12 protein-coding genes are annotated in these 15693 nt (G+C 72.0%); 9 read left to right on the forward strand and 3 right to left on the reverse strand.

Going from position 1 to position 15693, the window contains the following annotated elements; translation table 11 throughout:
* Positions 1–2: 2 nt before the first annotated feature.
* Both ACFXMF_RS04995 and ACFXMF_RS05000 read left to right on the forward strand, forming a co-directional pair.
* Entirely contained in the window at positions 3–740 is a 738-nt protein-coding gene (locus ACFXMF_RS04995) for a CbiX/SirB N-terminal domain-containing protein (protein WP_360317709.1), read from the forward strand.
* Between the two features lie 35 nt (positions 741–775).
* Positions 776–1663 (forward strand): phosphotransferase enzyme family protein, encoded by an 888-nt coding sequence (locus ACFXMF_RS05000; RefSeq protein WP_379989567.1) that lies wholly within the window; start codon positions 776–778, stop codon positions 1661–1663.
* Positions 1664–1680: 17 nt separating this feature from the next.
* On the opposite strand, the gene ACFXMF_RS05005 is transcribed toward ACFXMF_RS05000, so the two are convergent.
* Positions 1681–2799: an SAV2148 family HEPN domain-containing protein gene (locus ACFXMF_RS05005; RefSeq protein WP_379989569.1), complete on the reverse strand. Its 1119-nt coding sequence runs from the start codon at positions 2797–2799 to the stop codon at positions 1681–1683.
* A gap of 588 nt (positions 2800–3387) precedes the next feature.
* Between ACFXMF_RS05005 and ACFXMF_RS05010 the strand changes: the two genes are divergently transcribed.
* The 4 genes from ACFXMF_RS05010 (at position 3388) to treZ (ending at position 10102) form a co-directional block, all read left to right on the forward strand.
* Entirely contained in the window at positions 3388–3591 is a 204-nt protein-coding gene (locus ACFXMF_RS05010) for a hypothetical protein (RefSeq protein WP_360317702.1), read from the forward strand.
* 162 nt (positions 3592–3753) lie between these two features.
* A complete protein-coding gene (gene glgX / locus ACFXMF_RS05015; protein ID WP_360317699.1) occupies positions 3754–5868 on the forward strand; it encodes a glycogen debranching protein GlgX in 2115 nt (704 codons plus the stop codon).
* A gap of 116 nt (positions 5869–5984) precedes the next feature.
* Complete coding sequence (treY, locus tag ACFXMF_RS05020; RefSeq protein ID WP_360317696.1) at positions 5985–8276, forward strand: malto-oligosyltrehalose synthase; 2292 nt, start codon at positions 5985–5987, stop codon at positions 8274–8276.
* Positions 8277–8341: 65 nt separating this feature from the next.
* On the forward strand, positions 8342–10102 hold the full coding sequence (treZ, locus tag ACFXMF_RS05025) for a malto-oligosyltrehalose trehalohydrolase (protein ID WP_360317694.1): 1761 nt from the start codon (positions 8342–8344) through the stop codon (positions 10100–10102).
* Positions 10103–10162: 60 nt separating this feature from the next.
* On the opposite strand, the gene ACFXMF_RS05030 is transcribed toward treZ, so the two are convergent.
* Together ACFXMF_RS05030 and zapE are read right to left on the reverse strand one after the other, a co-directional pair.
* The gene (locus ACFXMF_RS05030) at positions 10163–11002 is read right to left on the reverse strand and encodes a PPK2 family polyphosphate kinase (RefSeq protein ID WP_360317808.1); all 840 of its coding nucleotides are present in this window, start codon (positions 11000–11002) and stop codon (positions 10163–10165) included.
* Between the two features lie 743 nt (positions 11003–11745).
* Positions 11746–12792: a cell division protein ZapE gene (zapE, locus tag ACFXMF_RS05035; protein WP_379989566.1), complete on the reverse strand. Its 1047-nt coding sequence runs from the start codon at positions 12790–12792 to the stop codon at positions 11746–11748.
* Positions 12793–12823: 31 nt separating this feature from the next.
* Here zapE and ACFXMF_RS05040 point away from each other — a divergent pair, with 31 nt between their 5' ends.
* The 3 genes from ACFXMF_RS05040 (at position 12824) to murC (ending at position 15680) form a co-directional block, all read left to right on the forward strand.
* Complete coding sequence (locus ACFXMF_RS05040; protein ID WP_379989565.1) at positions 12824–13564, forward strand: dihydrofolate reductase family protein; 741 nt, start codon at positions 12824–12826, stop codon at positions 13562–13564.
* A gap of 154 nt (positions 13565–13718) precedes the next feature.
* A complete protein-coding gene (locus ACFXMF_RS05045) occupies positions 13719–14195 on the forward strand; it encodes an indole-3-glycerol phosphate synthase (RefSeq protein WP_379989564.1) in 477 nt (158 codons plus the stop codon).
* 60 nt (positions 14196–14255) lie between these two features.
* Positions 14256–15680 carry a UDP-N-acetylmuramate--L-alanine ligase gene (gene murC / locus ACFXMF_RS05050; protein ID WP_360317685.1) on the forward strand — a complete coding sequence of 475 codons (1425 nt, stop codon included), beginning with the start codon at positions 14256–14258 and terminating at the stop codon, positions 15678–15680.
* Positions 15681–15693 lie beyond the last annotated feature (13 nt).

A 15693-nucleotide genomic window follows, 5' to 3' on the forward strand; every position in this document is an offset into this window, starting at 1 on the left:
CCATGACTCCCGTTCCCCCGCTCCTGGCCGTCGCGCACGGCAGCCGCGATCCCCGGCACGCCGCGGCGATGGCCGCCCTGGCCGCACGGGTTCGCGCGCTGCGGCCGGGGCTGCGGGTGGACATCGGCTACCTGGACCACTGCGGCCCGCGGGTGCCCGAGCGACTGGACGAGTTGGCCGACGCCGGCGCCGACAGCGTGATCGCGGTGCCGCTGCTGTTCACCCCGGCGTTCCACGCCAAGCAGGACGTGCCCCACGTGCTGCGCCATCGCCGGCTGACCGTGCGTCAGGCGGCCACACTGGCCCCTTCCCCGCTGCTGTTGGCAGCCTTGGACCGGCGCATGCGCGAGGCGGGTGTACGGCCCGGAGACAGCCGATACGGCGTCGTCCTGGCCACCGCCGGTTCCACCGATCCGGAGGCGAACGCGGTGACCACCATCGTCGCGCGGGAGTGGCGGCGTACCGGTTGGTGCGCCGTGGTCCCCGCGTTCGCCTCCGTCCACCAGGGCTCCACGATCGGCGCGGCGATCGAGGAGTTGCGCACGCTGGGCGCCGAACGCGTCGCCGTCGCGTCGTGCATGCTGGCCCCGGGCATCCTGCCGGACCGCATCCTCCGACAGGCCCTGGCCGCCGGGGCGGAGCCGGTCACCGAGCCGGTCGCGGACACCGAGGAAATCGCCCGATTGGTGCTCGACCGCTACGACGCGGCACTGCCGGTGCGATCCCGGCGCTCCGCCTGACCCCGAACCGGCTCGAACCGGCTACCATCACCGGCGTGATCGACTCGGTGGCAGGCGAACGGTCGGTGCTCCTACGCGCGTGTGCGAAGGTCGCGGTGCCGGCCGCGGACGCCACGCTGCTCGCCTTCGGCGAGAACGCGGTGTTCGCCCTGCCGGGTGCGGGCCTGGTGGTCCGGGTGGCCCGCGGGGCACACATGGCCGAGCGGGCGCGCCGCGAGATCGCGGTCGCGTGCTGGCTCGCCGAACAGGACTTCCCGGCGGTACGCCCCGCGCCGGGGATCGACCCGCAGCCGGTGTCCGTCGACGGCCGCCCGGTCACCTTCTGGGAGTTGTTGTCGCCCGCCGAGCGCGAACCGGACGTCGTCGACCTGGCCCGACTGCTCAAGAAGCTGCACGCGCTGCCCACCCCGCCGTTCGCGCTGCCCGCCCGGGCCCCGCTCGCGCTCGTGGAGACCTGGCTGGATTCGGCCGACGCCGCCGTGGGGTTGGAGGATCGCCGCTATCTGTTGGCCCGCCGGGACGCGTTGGAGGCGGCCTGCCGCGAGCTGACCCCGGCGCTGGAGCCGGGCCTGATCCACGGCGACGCGCTGCTGCGCAACGTCGGCGTGCACGGCGGCCGGGCGCTGCTGCTGGACTGGGAGACCGCGGCCCACGACCTGCGCGAGTACGACCTGGTGCTGACCCCGATGGCCGCCGCGCGCTACGGCCTGCCCGACGGCGCGCAGCGACGGTTCGCGAAGAAGTACGGATTCGACGTCACCGAGTGGCCCGGCTACCGGGTGCTGCGCGACACCCGCGAACTGGCCGCCACCGCGTGGGTGGCCCAGCACGTGCCCGGCAACCCGGCGGCGGAGGAGGAGTTCCACCACCGGGTCCGCACCCTGCGCACCGACGACCGGGACGCCCGCTGGCACGCGTTCTGACCGGGCCGCGAGCGCGCTCAGGACGTGCGCTTGCTGTCCACCCACTGCTGCTCGAACTCCTCCTGGAACAACGGGTAGAGCCCGCGCGTCTCGGCCGCGTGCGCGCGCAGCACGAACGCCGGTGACTCGACCCCGCGCGCGTGCCGCAGGTACGGCTGGATCAGGCCCACGTCCCCGTCCACCAGGTACGCGGCGAACCGGGGCGCCTCGTCGTACAGCCGGATCTCGATCCGTCGGGGCTCGCGCAGCTTCGAACGGATCCGGCGCAGGTGCAGGATGTTGAGCGTGGTCATCCGGGACAGCAGTCCCTTCTTGATGCCCTCGTCCTTCTCCCGCTGCTTCATCGCGTCCCCGGCCGGGTTCAGGAACAACAACCGCATCTCGCAGCCGCTCGAACCCAGTCGGGTCAGGTCGCGCCCCGAGTAGTTCTGGCACAGCAGGTTGAGCGAGACGCCCATCGCGTCGATCCCGCGCGCGCCCTCCACCAGGTCGGCGAACGGCAGGCGGCGTTGCAGCGCGGAGCGGTCCTGGAAGACCCCCACCACGTCCGCGTAGCGCCCGGCGAACAGTTCCTCGACCGCGTCCAGGGCCAGCCGCCGATCGCCCCGCTCGGCGAGCGGGCCGTCCAGCATCGCCAGCACCCGTAGGCAGGCACGCTCGACCTGGGCCAGCACGTCGGGCGAGAGCACCCGGTTGCGGGCCACGATGTGCCGGCCGATCTCGACCTCTTCCAGGGCGCGTTCCAGCTTGCGTCGGTCCGGCAGGAACGGTTCGAAGCACCACCAGTTGCGCACCATCAGCTCGCGCAGTTGCGGCAGGGTCAGGAACGCGATCAGCTCGTCGTCGGCCGGGTCCACGATGTAGCCGCGCCGGCGACTCATCTCCCGCACGGCCTCGGCACGTTCGACCCATTCGTTCTGCGCGTTGCCGGCCGCCGCCAGCACCCAGGCACCGTCGTCGTGCGGGTGCTCGCCGGGCCCGTAGACCGGGATCAGCACCGCGCCGATCACCGCGCGCAGCCGCTGTTCGATCAGGTTCAGGTAGACGTACGCCCGGCCGGCCCGACGGGCCCGCAACAGCGCGCCCGCCCAGTCGTCCTCGGTCCAGGTCAGCGTCGCGGGGTCTATCCCGGGCATCGGGTCGGGCGGGCTCGAACCGTCCAGCACGGCCGTCCCGGTCGCCGCGTGCCGGGGCCCGGGCAACACCGACGCGTCGAAGGCGAACGAGCCGCTGTCGGTGAGCCCGGCCGCCCCGCTCGCGGACTCGCCGTCCGCGTAGCCGGCGTACGGATCCGGGAAGGTGTCCCCGCCGTCGCCGAAGGTCGGGCCGTTCCCGCCGCCGAGGCCGGTCGTACTCGGGCCCTCCGCGGGATCATCGGTCGTCGAGGGTGGCGAGTCGGATTCCCGATCGGCCATCGCGTCCCATCCGTTCGTCGTCGAGCCGGAACCGAACGAGCGTATAGCGAAACCCGGTGACCTCGGGGAGCCCGCGCGGGCCGGGTCGTATACCCCGTTCGAGTGATGCACGCGCGGGCATTACCCGGATGGCGTAAGGCGATTGGGGGGACTCGACACGCTCTGGCAATTTCTGCCCGGCGGCACGATGACGTCTCGGAACAATTGCCGGACGGCAGAGGGTCTTCCCTCCACCTGTTCCGGACCGCAACCGGGACGGCTCGACGGTCCGTCTCATGCGGCAGGAACCGTGGCACCCAGGAGGTCGTCATGTTGGCCACGAACGGCAGGATCCCGGCGGGACGTACCGGCACCGAGGACGATTTCGCCAAGTACCGAGACGTCGTCGCGGACATCTTCGCGCACCACCACCGCGCCGAGCCCGCGGGCGCCGACGGCGCGGTGTGCTCGTGCGGCGACGTATGGCCGTGCCGAGAGGAAGTCCTCGCGGCGGAATTGCTCGACTGGATCTGATCCGGTGCGGGCAACCGATCGGTGGCACGGCGCGCACGCCCACCGATCCGGCTCGAAATCCACCCGACCGGGGGACGCCGGAGCGGATCTCGCACATGAATCCGGTTCGGTACGGGAGACTGCAAGCTGCCGAAGCACGATCCGCGACAAAGCAGGTTGCTCATGCAGGTCTGGCCCGGTCATCCGTATCCGCTCGGCGCCACGTACGACGGCGCCGGCACCAACTTCGCGGTCTTCTCGGAGGCCGCCGAACGTGTCTGGTTGTGCCTGCTGGACGAGGGCGGCGCCGAGCAGCGCATCGAGCTGCGCGAGGCCGACGCGTTCGTCCGGCACGCCTACCTGCCCGGTGTCCAGCCCGGGCAGCGGTACGGCTACCGCGTCCAGGGCCCGTTCGCCCCCGCCTCCGGCGCCCGGTGCAATCCGAACAAGCTGCTGCTCGACCCGTACGCCAAGGCGATGTGCGGCGAGGTGCATTGGCACGAGTCGATGTACGGCTACTCGTTCGAGCACCCGGACCTGATGAGCACCACCGACTCCGGGCCGCACACGATGGCCTCGGTGGTGATCAACCCCTGGTTCGACTGGGGCGACGACCGGCCGCCGCGCACCGAGTACCACGACACGGTGATCTACGAGGCGCACGTGCGCGGGCTGACCCGCACCCACCCGGGGCTGCCCGAGGAGATCCGCGGCACCTACGCGGGCATGGCGCACCCGGCGGTGATCGAGCACCTGGTGAGCCTGGGCGTGACCGCGATCGAGCTGATGCCGGTGCACCAGTTCGTGCACGACCACCGGCTCTCCGACCTGGGCATGCGCAACTACTGGGGCTACAACACGATCGGCTTCTTCGCGCCGCACGCGGCCTATTCGTCCACCGGCGAACGCGGGCAGCAGGTGCAGGAGTTCCGCTCGATGGTCAAGGCGCTGCACGCGGCGGGCATCGAGGTGATCCTCGACGTGGTCTACAACCACACCGCCGAGGGCAACCACCTCGGGCCCACGCTGTCCTTCCGCGGCCTGGACAACGCGTCCTACTACCGGCTCGCCGACGACAAGCGCTACTACCTGGACACCACCGGCACCGGCAACAGCCTGCTGATGCGCAGCCCGCACGTGCTGCAGCTGATCATGGACTCGCTGCGCTACTGGGTCACCGACATGCACGTGGACGGCTTCCGCTTCGACCTCGCGGCCACCCTGGCCCGGCAGTTCCACGAGGTGGACCGGCTGTCCTCGTTCTTCGACCTGGTCCAGCAGGACCCGATCGTGTCCCAGGTCAAGCTGATCGCCGAGCCGTGGGACGTCGGCGAGGGCGGCTACCAGGTGGGCAATTTCCCGCCGTTGTGGACCGAGTGGAACGGCAAGTACCGCGACACCGTGCGCGACTTCTGGCGCGGCGAGGAGCGCACCCTGGCCGAGTTCGGCTCGCGGCTGACCGGCTCCTCGGACCTGTACCAGGACGACGGCCGGCGGCCGATCGCCTCGATCAACTTCGTCACCTGCCACGACGGCTTCACCCTGCACGACCTGGTGTCGTACAACGGCAAGCACAACGCGGCCAACCACGAGGACAATCGAGACGGCGAGAGCCACAACCGGTCCTGGAACCACGGCGTCGAGGGCGAGACGGACGACCCGGACGTGCTCGCGCTGCGGGCCCGTCAGCAGCGCAACTTCATCGCCACCGTGCTGCTGTCCCAGGGCGTGCCGATGATCGCGCACGGCGACGAGTTCGGCCGCACCCAGCAGGGCAACAACAACGTCTACTGCCAGGACAACGAACTCGCCTGGGTCCGATGGCCCCAGGGCGAGGTGCCCGATCAGCTCGAATTCATGCGGATGATGACCCGGCTGCGGGCCGAGCATCCGGTGTTCCGACGCCGGCGCTTCTTCCACGGCAGATCCGTCCAGGGCACCCACGACGAGCTCACCGACATCGCCTGGTTCACCCCCACGGGTGAGGAGATGTCCGACGGCGACTGGTGGGCGGCCGCCGCCAAGTCGGTCGCGGTCTTCCTCAACGGCAACGCGATCTCCGAACCGGACCCGCGCGGCCAAAAGATCACCGACGACTCGTTCCTGTTGTTGTTCAACGCCTCGCACGAAACCGAGGAGTTCACCATCCCCGACGGCCTGGGCACGACCTGGACCGTCGTGGTCGACACGGCCGACGACAAGACCACGATGCACGAGCCGAAGACCCGGATGACCGTCGACGGCGGCTCCTGCCAGTCGGTCGAGCCCCGCTCGCTGGTGGTCCTGCAACGGCCCTGAATCGGGCGGCCGGCCCCGGTCCGGCGGATCCCGGCGAACCGGGCCCGGCCGCGTCCGATCAGGTTTCACCACCCCGGCGGGTGGTAGCCCGGGGCCGTCCGGGGAAGCTAGTCCGCATGACCTCGTCGCCTTCGCAGCTCCCCACCGGGACCTATCGGCTCCAGTTGCAGCCCACCTTCGGGTTCGCCGAAGCTGCCGCCGCCGTGCCCTACATCGCCTCCCTCGGGGTCAGCCACCTGCACCTGTCGCCCGTCCTGCAGGCCGTGCCCGGCTCCACCCACGGCTACGACGTGGTCGACCACTCGCGCGTGTCCGCCGAACTCGGCGGCGAGGACGGGCTGCGCGAGCTGGCCGGCTCCGCCGCCGCACACGGGCTGGGCATCGTGCTGGACATCGTGCCCAACCACATGGCGGTGCCCGCGCCCGAGTCGCTCAACCGGCCGCTGTGGGAAACCCTGCGGGAGGGGCCGGACTCGCCCTATGCCCGCTGGTTCGACATCGACTGGTCCCGGCACGACGGCCGGGTGCTGCTGCCCGTGCTCGGCGGACCGGTCGAGGAGGTCGCCGACGAGTTGATCGTGGACGGCGACGTGCTGCGCTACCACGAACACGAGTTCCCGCTCCGGGCCGGCACCGACAAGCTCGCGCTCGACGAACTGCTCGCCGCCCAACACTTCGAACTCGCGCACTGGCGGCGCGCGGACAGCGAGCTGAACTACCGCCGGTTCTTCACCATCGCCGGCCTGATCGCCCTGCGTCAGGAGGACGACGAGGTCTTCGCCGCCACCCACGAGGTCGTCCTGCGGCTGGTCGACCAGGGGCTGGTGCAGGGGCTGCGGATCGACCACCCGGACGGGCTCGCCGACCCGCGCGCCTACCTGGCCCGGCTGCACGCCGCCGCGCCGAACGCCTGGATCGTGGTGGAGAAAATCCTCGCCGACGAGGAACGGCTGCCCACCGACTGGGCCTGCCACGGCAGCACCGGCTACGACGCGCTGCGCCGGGTGGACAACCTGTTCGTCGACGCCGAGGGTGCCGAGCCGCTGCGGGCGCTGCACCGCGAGCAGACCGGGGTCCGGGAGGGCTTCGACTACCTCGCCCAAGAAGCGAAGGCCGAGGTGCTCGCGGGCGGCCTGGCCACCGAATTCGCCCGGCTGCGGCGCGCCCTGGACGACCTGGAACCGGTCGCGGGCGCCGGTGACATCGGCCGCGCCCTGCCGCCGCTGCTGACCGCGTTCCCCACCTACCGCCCCTACCCCGGCGGCGGTCCCGGCTCGATCGCGGCGATGGCCCGGGCGCTGACCGGGGTGCCCGGGCAGGTCTCCGAGGCGGCCCGCGAGATCGCCGAACTCGCGCTCGCCGACGGCGAGTTCGGCACCCGCTTCGGCCAGGTGGCGGCAGCCCTGGCGGCCAAGGGCGTCGAGGACCGCGCGTTCTACCGCTGGTACGGCCTGAGTTCGCTGAACGAGGTCGGCGGCGCCCCGGACTCGATCGGCCTGGACATCGCCGACTTCCACGCCGAATGCGCGCGGATGTCGCCCACCACGATGACCACGCTGAGCACCCACGACACCAAGCGCAGCGAGGACGTGCGGGCCCGGCTCGCGGTGCTCGCCGAGGTCCCCGAGGACTGGGCCGAACGGGTGCACACCTGGAACGACTGGTCCCGGCCGCACCGCTCCGAGTTCCGCTTCGGGCCGGACGGCTACGACACCTATCTGCTGTGGCAGACCCTGGTCGGCGCCTGGCCGTTGTCGCCCGACCGGGCCGTCGACTACCTGCGCAAGGCGATGCGCGAGGCGGCCCGGGCGACCACCTGGACCGACCCGAACCCCGACTACGAGGCGGCCACCGAGGCATTCGTGCGCGCCGTCCTGGCGGACGAGGAACTCGGTGCCGACATCGCCGAGTTCGTCACCGACCTGGATCGACCGGCCCGGGCCGTCTCGCTCGGCGCCAAGCTGGTCCAGCTCACCATGCCGGGCGTACCGGACGTGTACCAGGGCGGCGAACTGGCGCTGTACACGCTGGTCGATCCGGACAACCGGGCGCCGGTCGACTTCGGCCGCGAGCACGCTCCCCTGGACGCGCTCAAGTTCCGCGTCACCCGCGCCGCGCTGGGCCTGCGCCGGGCACATCCCGACTGGTTCACCGGCACCTACGCGCCGCTGCTCGCCCGGGGCAAGGAGGCGCGACACGCGATCGCGTTCGTGCGCGGCGGCGAGGCGATCACCGTGGCCACCCTGCTGCCGGCCGGCCTCGCGGCCAAGGGCGGCTGGGGCGGCGCCCTGCTCCCGCTGCCGCCCGGTCGCTGGATCGACGCGCTGACCGGGAACCCGTACAGCGGCCAGGCCCGGCTGCGGCACATCCTGGAGGACCTGCCGGTGGCTCTGCTCACCCGCGGCTGACCCACCCGCGCTCCCTCCGCACTCTCCCACCCGTTCGCCCGCGTTCCCGGAAAGGACAAACCATCGTGGTCAGGTTCGAGGTCTGGGCCCCGAAAGCGTCGTCCCTGGACGTCATCGTCGACGGTCGCCGCAAGCCGATGCGGGACGCGAACCGGCCCGGGTGGTGGCAGGCGGAGGTGCCGGCCGCGGTGCACGGGAGCGACTACGCGTTCGTGATCGACGGCAGCGCCCCGCTGCCCGACCCGCGCTCACCCTGGCAGCCGCACGGCCCGGACGGCCCCAGCCGGGTGGTGGACCACGCCGCGTACACGTGGGCCGACCGGGCGTGGACCGGCCGGCCGCTGCCCGGCGCGGTGGTCTACGAGTTGCACATCGGCACCTTCACGGTCGAGGGCACCTTCACCGCGGCCGTCGAGCGGCTGGACCACCTGGTCGACCTGGGCGTCACGCACGTCGAGGTGATGCCGGTGTCCGCCTTCCCGGGCAGGCACGGGTGGGGCTACGACGGGGTGTGCCCGTGGGCGGTGCACGAGCCGTACGGCGGCCCGGAGGGCCTGAAACGATTCGTCGACGCCTGCCACGGGCGCGGCCTGGGCGTGATCCTGGACGTGGTGCACAACCACCTGGGCCCCTCCGGCAACCATCTCCCGCAGTTCGGGCCCTACTTCACCGACCGCTACAAGACACCGTGGGGTTGGGCGGTCAACCTGGACGGACCCGGCTCCGACGAGGTGCGCGCCTATCTGGTCGCCAGCGCACTGATGTGGCTGCGCGACTACCACGTGGACGGACTGCGCCTGGACGCGGTGCACGCGCTCGCCGACAACCGTGCGGTGCCCTTCCTCGAAGAGTTGTCCGAGGCGGTGGACAAGCTCGCCGCGGCCAGTGGTCGGCCGCTGTTCCTGATCGCCGAGTCGGACCTGAACGACCCCCGGGTGGTCACCCCGCGCGAGAGTGGCGGGATGGGCGTCCAGGCTCAGTGGAGCGACGACTTCCACCACGCGCTGCACGCCCTGCTCACCGGCGAACGGCAGGGCTATTACGGCGACTTCGGATCGATGGGCACACTCGCCAAGACGCTCACCCGGGTCTGGCTGCACGACGGCACGTGGTCCTCGTTCCGCGAGCGTACGCACGGCCGGCCGGTGCCCACCTCACGCATGCCCGCACACCGCTTCCTGGGCTACCTGCAAACCCACGACCAGGTCGGCAATCGGGCCACCGGCGACCGCATCTCGGCCACCCTGCCGCCGGCGCTGCTGGCCGCGGGCGCGGCCCTGGTACTCACCTCGCCGTTCACCCCGATGTTGTTCATGGGCGAGGAATGGGGCGCGTCCACCCCGTGGCAGTACTTCACCGACCACACCGACCCCGAACTGGCCGAGGCGGTGCGCAACGGTCGGCGCGCCGAGTTCGCCTCGCACGGCTGGGACGCCGCGCAGATCCCGGATCCGCAGTCCGCGCAAACCGTGCGCGACTCGTGTCTGGACTGGGACGAGCTCAAGGGCTCACCCCACGCGGCGCTGCTGGCCTGGTACAAGCGGCTGATCGCGCTGCGTCGCGAGTGGGAACACCTGACCGATCCGGATCTGACCCGGGTTCAGGTCAGCTTCGAGGAGACCGCCGGCTGGCTGATGGTGCATCGTGGTGCGTTCCGTACGGCGATCAACCTGGCCGAGCAGCCCGCCACGCTGCCGATGGGCACCGGCGCGGCCGAGATCGTCGCGGCCTGGGACGACCGCGCGGAGATCCGGCGCGGCCTGGTCGGCACCACCCTGCGCCTGCCCGCGACCTCGGTCGCGGTGGTCCGCGTGGGCCCGCGCTGATCGGGCCCGAACGCCGGACGGTCGACGCCGCCGTCCGGCGTTCGGGGCCGCCCGGTCCGCTCAGGCGTCCAGCAGCCGCTTGCGCTCCGCCTCGACGTCGAAGGTGGCCGCCGGGTACCGCGGGTCCAACTCGGCGAGGTGCTCCAGCAACAGCCGGCTGATCGCCCAGTTGCGGTACCACTTACGGTCCGAGGGCACCACGTACCAGGGCGTCGCGTCGCTGTCGCACTTCTCCAGCGCGGCCTCGTAGGCCGCGCGATACTGCGGCCACACCGAGCGCTCGTCGATGTCCGCGGGGTTGAACTTCCAGTGCTTGTCCGGGTTGTCCAGCCGCGCGAGCAACCGCTCCCGCTGCTCTTCGGGCGAGATGTGCAGGAAGACCTTGAGCACGCTCACCTCGTCCTTGGCCAGGCCCTGCTCGAAGCGGTTGATCGTGGCGTAGCGGCGCGACCACACCTGGCGCGGGACCAGTTCGCGCACCCGGGCGATCAACACGTCCTCGTAGTGCGAGCGATCGAAGACGCCGATCAGGCCGGGGGCCGGTACCTGGTTGCGGATCCGCCACAGGAACGGGTGTCCGAGTTCTTCCTCGGTCGGCGCCTTGAACGCGTGGATGTGGCAGCCGGACGGGTTGAACTGGCCGATCACGTGCTTGACCGTACCGCCCTTGCCGGAGGTGTCCATGCCCTGGATCACCAGGAGCACCCGGCGGCGCGCACCGCCGGCCACGGCCTGCGCGTAGAGCTTCTCCTGAAGCTCGGCCAGTCGCGGTGCCATCGCGGCGACGTCGGCGAGCGCGTCGGCCTTGTCGCCGCGGAAGCCGGGGGTGGCGCGTGGGTCGATCGCGGTCAGATCGACGGGGCCGGCGGGCGGGCGGAGCACGGCGCGGATGGACGGCACGTCCGTCCGCGGGTGCTCGGCCGCCTCCGCGGGCGCCTCGGTGACCACGTGCAGGCGCGGTGACTCGGCGGCGACCCGGGTTTCGGGGACGGACTCGACGACGGCTTCGGTCACCACCTCGACGACGTCCGGGCCGACCGCTTCGAGGGCGACCACGTCCAGGCGCAGCGCCTTGGCGGCGGCCTGCTCGGCCTCGGCGCGCTCGGCGGCCTGCCGGGCGAGCTTCTTCGCCACCTTCGCCGCTTCGGCGGCCTCCCGCTCGGCTGCGGCCTGGACCGCCTTGGCGGCCTTCTTGTCGGCCTTTCGGGCCGCCTTGACCTGCTCGGCCCGCAACTCCCGCTCGGCCTTCAGCGCCTTCTCGGCCTTCCTGGCGGCTTTCTCCGCCTTTTCGGCCTTCTCGGCCTTCTCGGCCTTCTCGGCCTTGGCGGCCTTCTCGGCCTTCTCGATCTTCTTGGCGGCCTTCTCGGGCTTCTCCGGCTTCTCGGCCTTGCCGGCCTTCGCGGCCTTGGCGGCCTTCGCAACGGCCGTTTCGTCCCATGTCTCGCCCAGGCCCACCGGGGCTCGCCCCTTCGGGTCCCGGTCGGTCGTGCCTGCACTCCTGCGTTCGGCCTTCTTCGCCATACCGCTGCCTCCGCGTCGTCGGGACCCGGGTCCGATGATGCCTCACCCGCACACCGGTCGCCCACGGACAACACCCGCACGGCGCACGGCCGATGCCGGCCGTACCCGTGCGTCCGCCCCGGTCAGCGGGTCGGTACGTGCTCCGCGCCGTCGCGGGCCATCGCCACCAGCCGCGAGACCGCGCGCAGGTACTTCTTGCGGTAGCCGCCGGCCAGCATCTCCTCGGTGAACAACTCGTCGAAGGGCACCCCCGAGGCGACGACCGGCAGCTCGCGGTCGTACATCCGGTCCGCGAGCACCACCAGGCGCAGCGCGGTCGCCTGGTCCTGGACCGGTCGCACGCCGCGCCAGAAGATGCCGGTGACCCCGTCGAGCATGGCCCCGTAGCGGCTGGGATGCACGGTCGCCAGGTGCGCGAGCAGCTCGGGGAAGTCGTCGAGCGCGGCACCCTCGGGCGCGGCCTCGGCGGACTTGGCGACCACGTCGTCGTCGATCGGCGCGGGAGCCGCGGGCAGGCCCCGGTGCCGGTAGTCCTCGCCGTCGATGCGCAACGCCTCGAAGCGCGCGGACAACCCCTGTATCTCGCGCATGAAGTCCTGCGCGGCGAACCGGCCCTCGCCGAGCTTGTCGGGCAGCGTGTTCGAGGTGGCGGCCAGCTTGACGCCCGCGTCGGCGAGCTTGCCGAGCAGGGTGGACACCAGGACGGTGTCGCCCGGGTCGTCCAGCTCGAACTCGTCGATGCACAACAGGCGGTGTCCGGACAGCGCCTCGACGGTCTGCCGAAAGCCCAGCGCGCCGACCAGGTTGGTCAGCTCGACGAACGTGCACAGCGACTTGGGTCCGGGCGCGGCGTGCCACAGCGACGCGAGCAGGTGGGTCTTGCCGACGCCGTAGCCGCCGTCGAGGTAGATCCCGCTGGGGCCGGGCGCGCTCTCCCGGCGGAACCAGCGCCGCTGGCCGTTCCCGCCGTCCCCGTTCAGCTCGGCCGCGAACCGCTCCAGGCGCTGCACGGCCGCGGCCTGCCCGGGCTGGTTCGGATCGGGAATGTAGGTATCGAAGCGCACGTCGCCGAAGCGCGGCGGCGGAACCATCTCGGCGACGAGACGGTCGGCGGGGACGCTGGGCTGCCGCCGGGTGAGTGACACGGCGTGGACTACTGGCACGATCATCAAGCCTACGACGCGTGCAAAACTCGGTCGCATGCGCCGTCTCCTTCCCGTACCCAGCGCCCCTGCCGAACCCGACGTCGACCTCGTCGAGGCGTACGCCTATCCGCCCGGCCGAACCTGGCTGCGGGCCAACATGGTGGCCGGCCTCGACGGCGCCGCGCAGGCACCCGACGGCCTGTCAGCGGGGCTGTCCTCACCGGCGGACAAGCGCATCTTCGGGGTGCTGCGCGGCCTGGCCGACGTCGTGGTGGTGGGCGCGGCCACCGTCCGCAAGGAGGGCTACCGGCCGCCCAAGCCCAAACCGGCCTACGCCGCCGCCCGCGCCGCCGCCGGGCAACCGCCGGCGCCGGTGATCGCGGTCGTCTCGCGCAGCCTGGCCATCGACTTCACCGCGCCGCTGTTCACCGAGGCGGTCACCCCGACCATCGTGATCACCTGCGAGGAGGCCGCACCGCACGGCTTGGCGGCGGCCCGCGAAAACGGTGACCTGCTCGTCGCCGGACGGGACCGGGTCGACCTCGCGAGTGCCCTGGACGCACTGGCGGCCCGCGGCCTGACCCGGCAGCTCACCGAGGGCGGCCCGCACGTGCTGGCCCAGATCGCCGCGTGCGGTCGCCTGGACGAGCTGTGCCTGACGGTGAGCCCGCTGCTGACCGCCGGTCCCGCCGACCGGATCCTGGCCGGTCCGGCCCTTCCGGACGGCCTGTCGATGCGCCCGGTGTCGGTGCTGGAGGAGGACGGCTCGCTGTTCACCCGCTACGTGCGGGCGTGAGCCTCGCCGGCACACCCGCGCGCCCGTGCCCGGCGGCCGATATCCCGCGCTCGTGGACGGTCGCCGACCGAGAGAGTGGGAGGGTGGTCTCCTGGGCGGACGGCGCACAGACACCCGCCCCGGCGGTTGGATCATCCGGATCAAGGAGTGTTGCGTGTACACGATCGTGCTGCTCATCGAAAAGGTCCTGAACGAGGCGGACGTCGAGTTCGTCACCAGCCTGCACGAGGGCGTCGAGACCTCGTTCGTGGTGGTCCTGCCCGGCAAGGCCGACCATCGCAAGCTGCTCCAGGCCCTGGACGACGTGGCCCTGGTGCGCCTGGACGAGGCGGCCGAGGACATCGACGAGAAGCCCGACCCGGACGACGGCGCGACCGCCGCCCGCCGTACGTTGGACGCGAGCGTCGCGGCCCTGCGCGCGTCCGGCGCGAACGCGGTGGGCGAGACCACCCCGGGGCGCGACCCGCTGGACACGCTCAAGCAGATCGTCGAGCGGCACGACGCGGACGAGGTGATCGTGCTCACCGACCCGCACTTCATCGAAGAGGTCTTCCACCGCGACTGGGCCTCGCGGGCCCGGCAGAACGTGGGTGTCCCGGTGCTCAAGCTCTTCGCACACGACGTGAACTGACACAATCGCGGGAGCCCGCGCCGAACCGCCCGGGTCCCACGATTCGAAGGAGCCCGCGTCATGGCACCCCCCGCCGAGCCCGTCGACCTCGGCAGCCCGTTCTTCGTCGGCATCGGTGGCGCCGGCATGTCCGGGCTCGCCAAGATCCTCGCGATTCGCGGGGCCCGGGTCTCCGGCAGCGACGCCAAGGACTCCACCCAGGTGCTCGCGCTGCGCCAACTCGGCTGCACGGTGCACGTGGGCCACGACGCGGCCAACGTGGCCGAGGACGTGTCCTGCGTGGTCGTGTCGTCCGCGATCCGTACGGACAATCCCGAGCTGGTGCGCGCCCGCGAGCGGGGCATCCCGATCGTGCACCGCGCGGACGCGCTCGCCCGGCTGATGGACGGGCGCCGCTCGGTGGCCGTCGCCGGTACCCACGGCAAGACCACCACGACCAGCATGCTCGCGGTCGGCCTCACCTCGCTGGGCCTGGACCCGTCCTTCGCGATCGGCGCCGACCTCAACGAGGCCGGCAGCAACGCCCACCACGGCTCGGGCGACATCTTCGTGGCCGAGGCGGACGAGAGCGACCGCAGCTTCCACAAGTACGCGCCCGAGGTCGCGGTCGTCCTCAACGTCGAGTTGGACCACCACGCCAACTACGGCTCGCTCGAGGACGTGCTGGAGGCGTTCGAGATCTTCGCCGCCCGGATCACCCCGGGCGGCACCCTGGTGGTGTCCGCCGACGACGCCGGCGCCGGCACCCTGCGCGAGCGGCTCGCGGTGTCCCTGCCGCTGCTGCGGGTGGTCACCGTCGGCGAGCACCCGGACGCGGACCTGCGCCTGGTCGAGATCGAGTCGCTCGGCCTGGGCAGCCGGGTCACGGTGCGCGGCAAGGCCGTCGAGGACGACCTGGTGTTCACCGTCGCGGTGCCCGGCCGGCACAACGCCTCCAACGCGGTGATGGCGCTCGCGGTCGGCCTGGCCCTGGGCGTCGAGCCGCAGCGGATGGCCGAGGGCCTGGGCAAGTACCAGGGAGTGCGCCGCCGATTCCAGCTCAAGGGCGAGGAGAGCGGCATCCGGGTGATCGACTCGTACGCCCACCACCCCACCGAGATCGCCGCCGACCTGGCCACCGCGCGCGGCGCGGTGGGCGCGGGCCGGGTGATCGCGGTGTACCAGCCGCATCTGTTCAGCCGCACCCAGCAGTTGGGTGTGGAGATGGGCCGCGCGCTGGCCGCCGCCGACATCGCGGTCGTGATGGACATCTACGCCGCCCGCGAGGACCCGCAGCCGGGCGTGACCAGCAACATCATCGCGCACGCCGCGCTGGACAACGGCGGCCTGGTGCGCACCGAGCACAGTTGGTCCGACGTCGCCGGTTCGGTGGCCGCGCTGGCCCGGCCCGGGGATCTGGTCCTGACCATGGGCGCGGGCGATGTCACCCTGCTCGGCCCGGAGATCCTGGACGCGATCCGCGACCGCAACAACGCCCCGCGCTGAGCATCGGCCGGCC

It is taken from the genome of Embleya sp. NPDC059213, from assembly GCF_042754445.1.
GTDB lineage: Bacteria > Actinomycetota > Actinomycetes > Streptomycetales > Streptomycetaceae > Embleya.

Bases quoted from the DNA above. Each gene is read 5' to 3' on its own strand.
- ACFXMF_RS04995 (WP_360317709.1), top strand. From the start codon at position 3: ATGACTCCCGTTCCCCCGCTCCTGGCCGTCGCGCACGGCAGCCGCGAT.
- ACFXMF_RS05005 (WP_379989569.1), bottom strand. From the start codon at position 2,799: ATGCCCGGGATAGACCCCGCGACGCTGACCTGGACCGAGGACGACTGG.
- ACFXMF_RS05010 (WP_360317702.1), top strand. From the start codon at position 3,388: ATGTTGGCCACGAACGGCAGGATCCCGGCGGGACGTACCGGCACCGAG.
- glgX (WP_360317699.1), top strand. From the start codon at position 3,754: ATGCAGGTCTGGCCCGGTCATCCGTATCCGCTCGGCGCCACGTACGAC.
- treY (WP_360317696.1), top strand. From the start codon at position 5,985: ATGACCTCGTCGCCTTCGCAGCTCCCCACCGGGACCTATCGGCTCCAG.
- zapE (WP_379989566.1), bottom strand. From the start codon at position 12,792: ATGATCGTGCCAGTAGTCCACGCCGTGTCACTCACCCGGCGGCAGCCC.
- ACFXMF_RS05040 (WP_379989565.1), top strand. From the start codon at position 12,824: ATGCGCCGTCTCCTTCCCGTACCCAGCGCCCCTGCCGAACCCGACGTC.
- murC (WP_360317685.1), top strand. From the start codon at position 14,256: ATGGCACCCCCCGCCGAGCCCGTCGACCTCGGCAGCCCGTTCTTCGTC.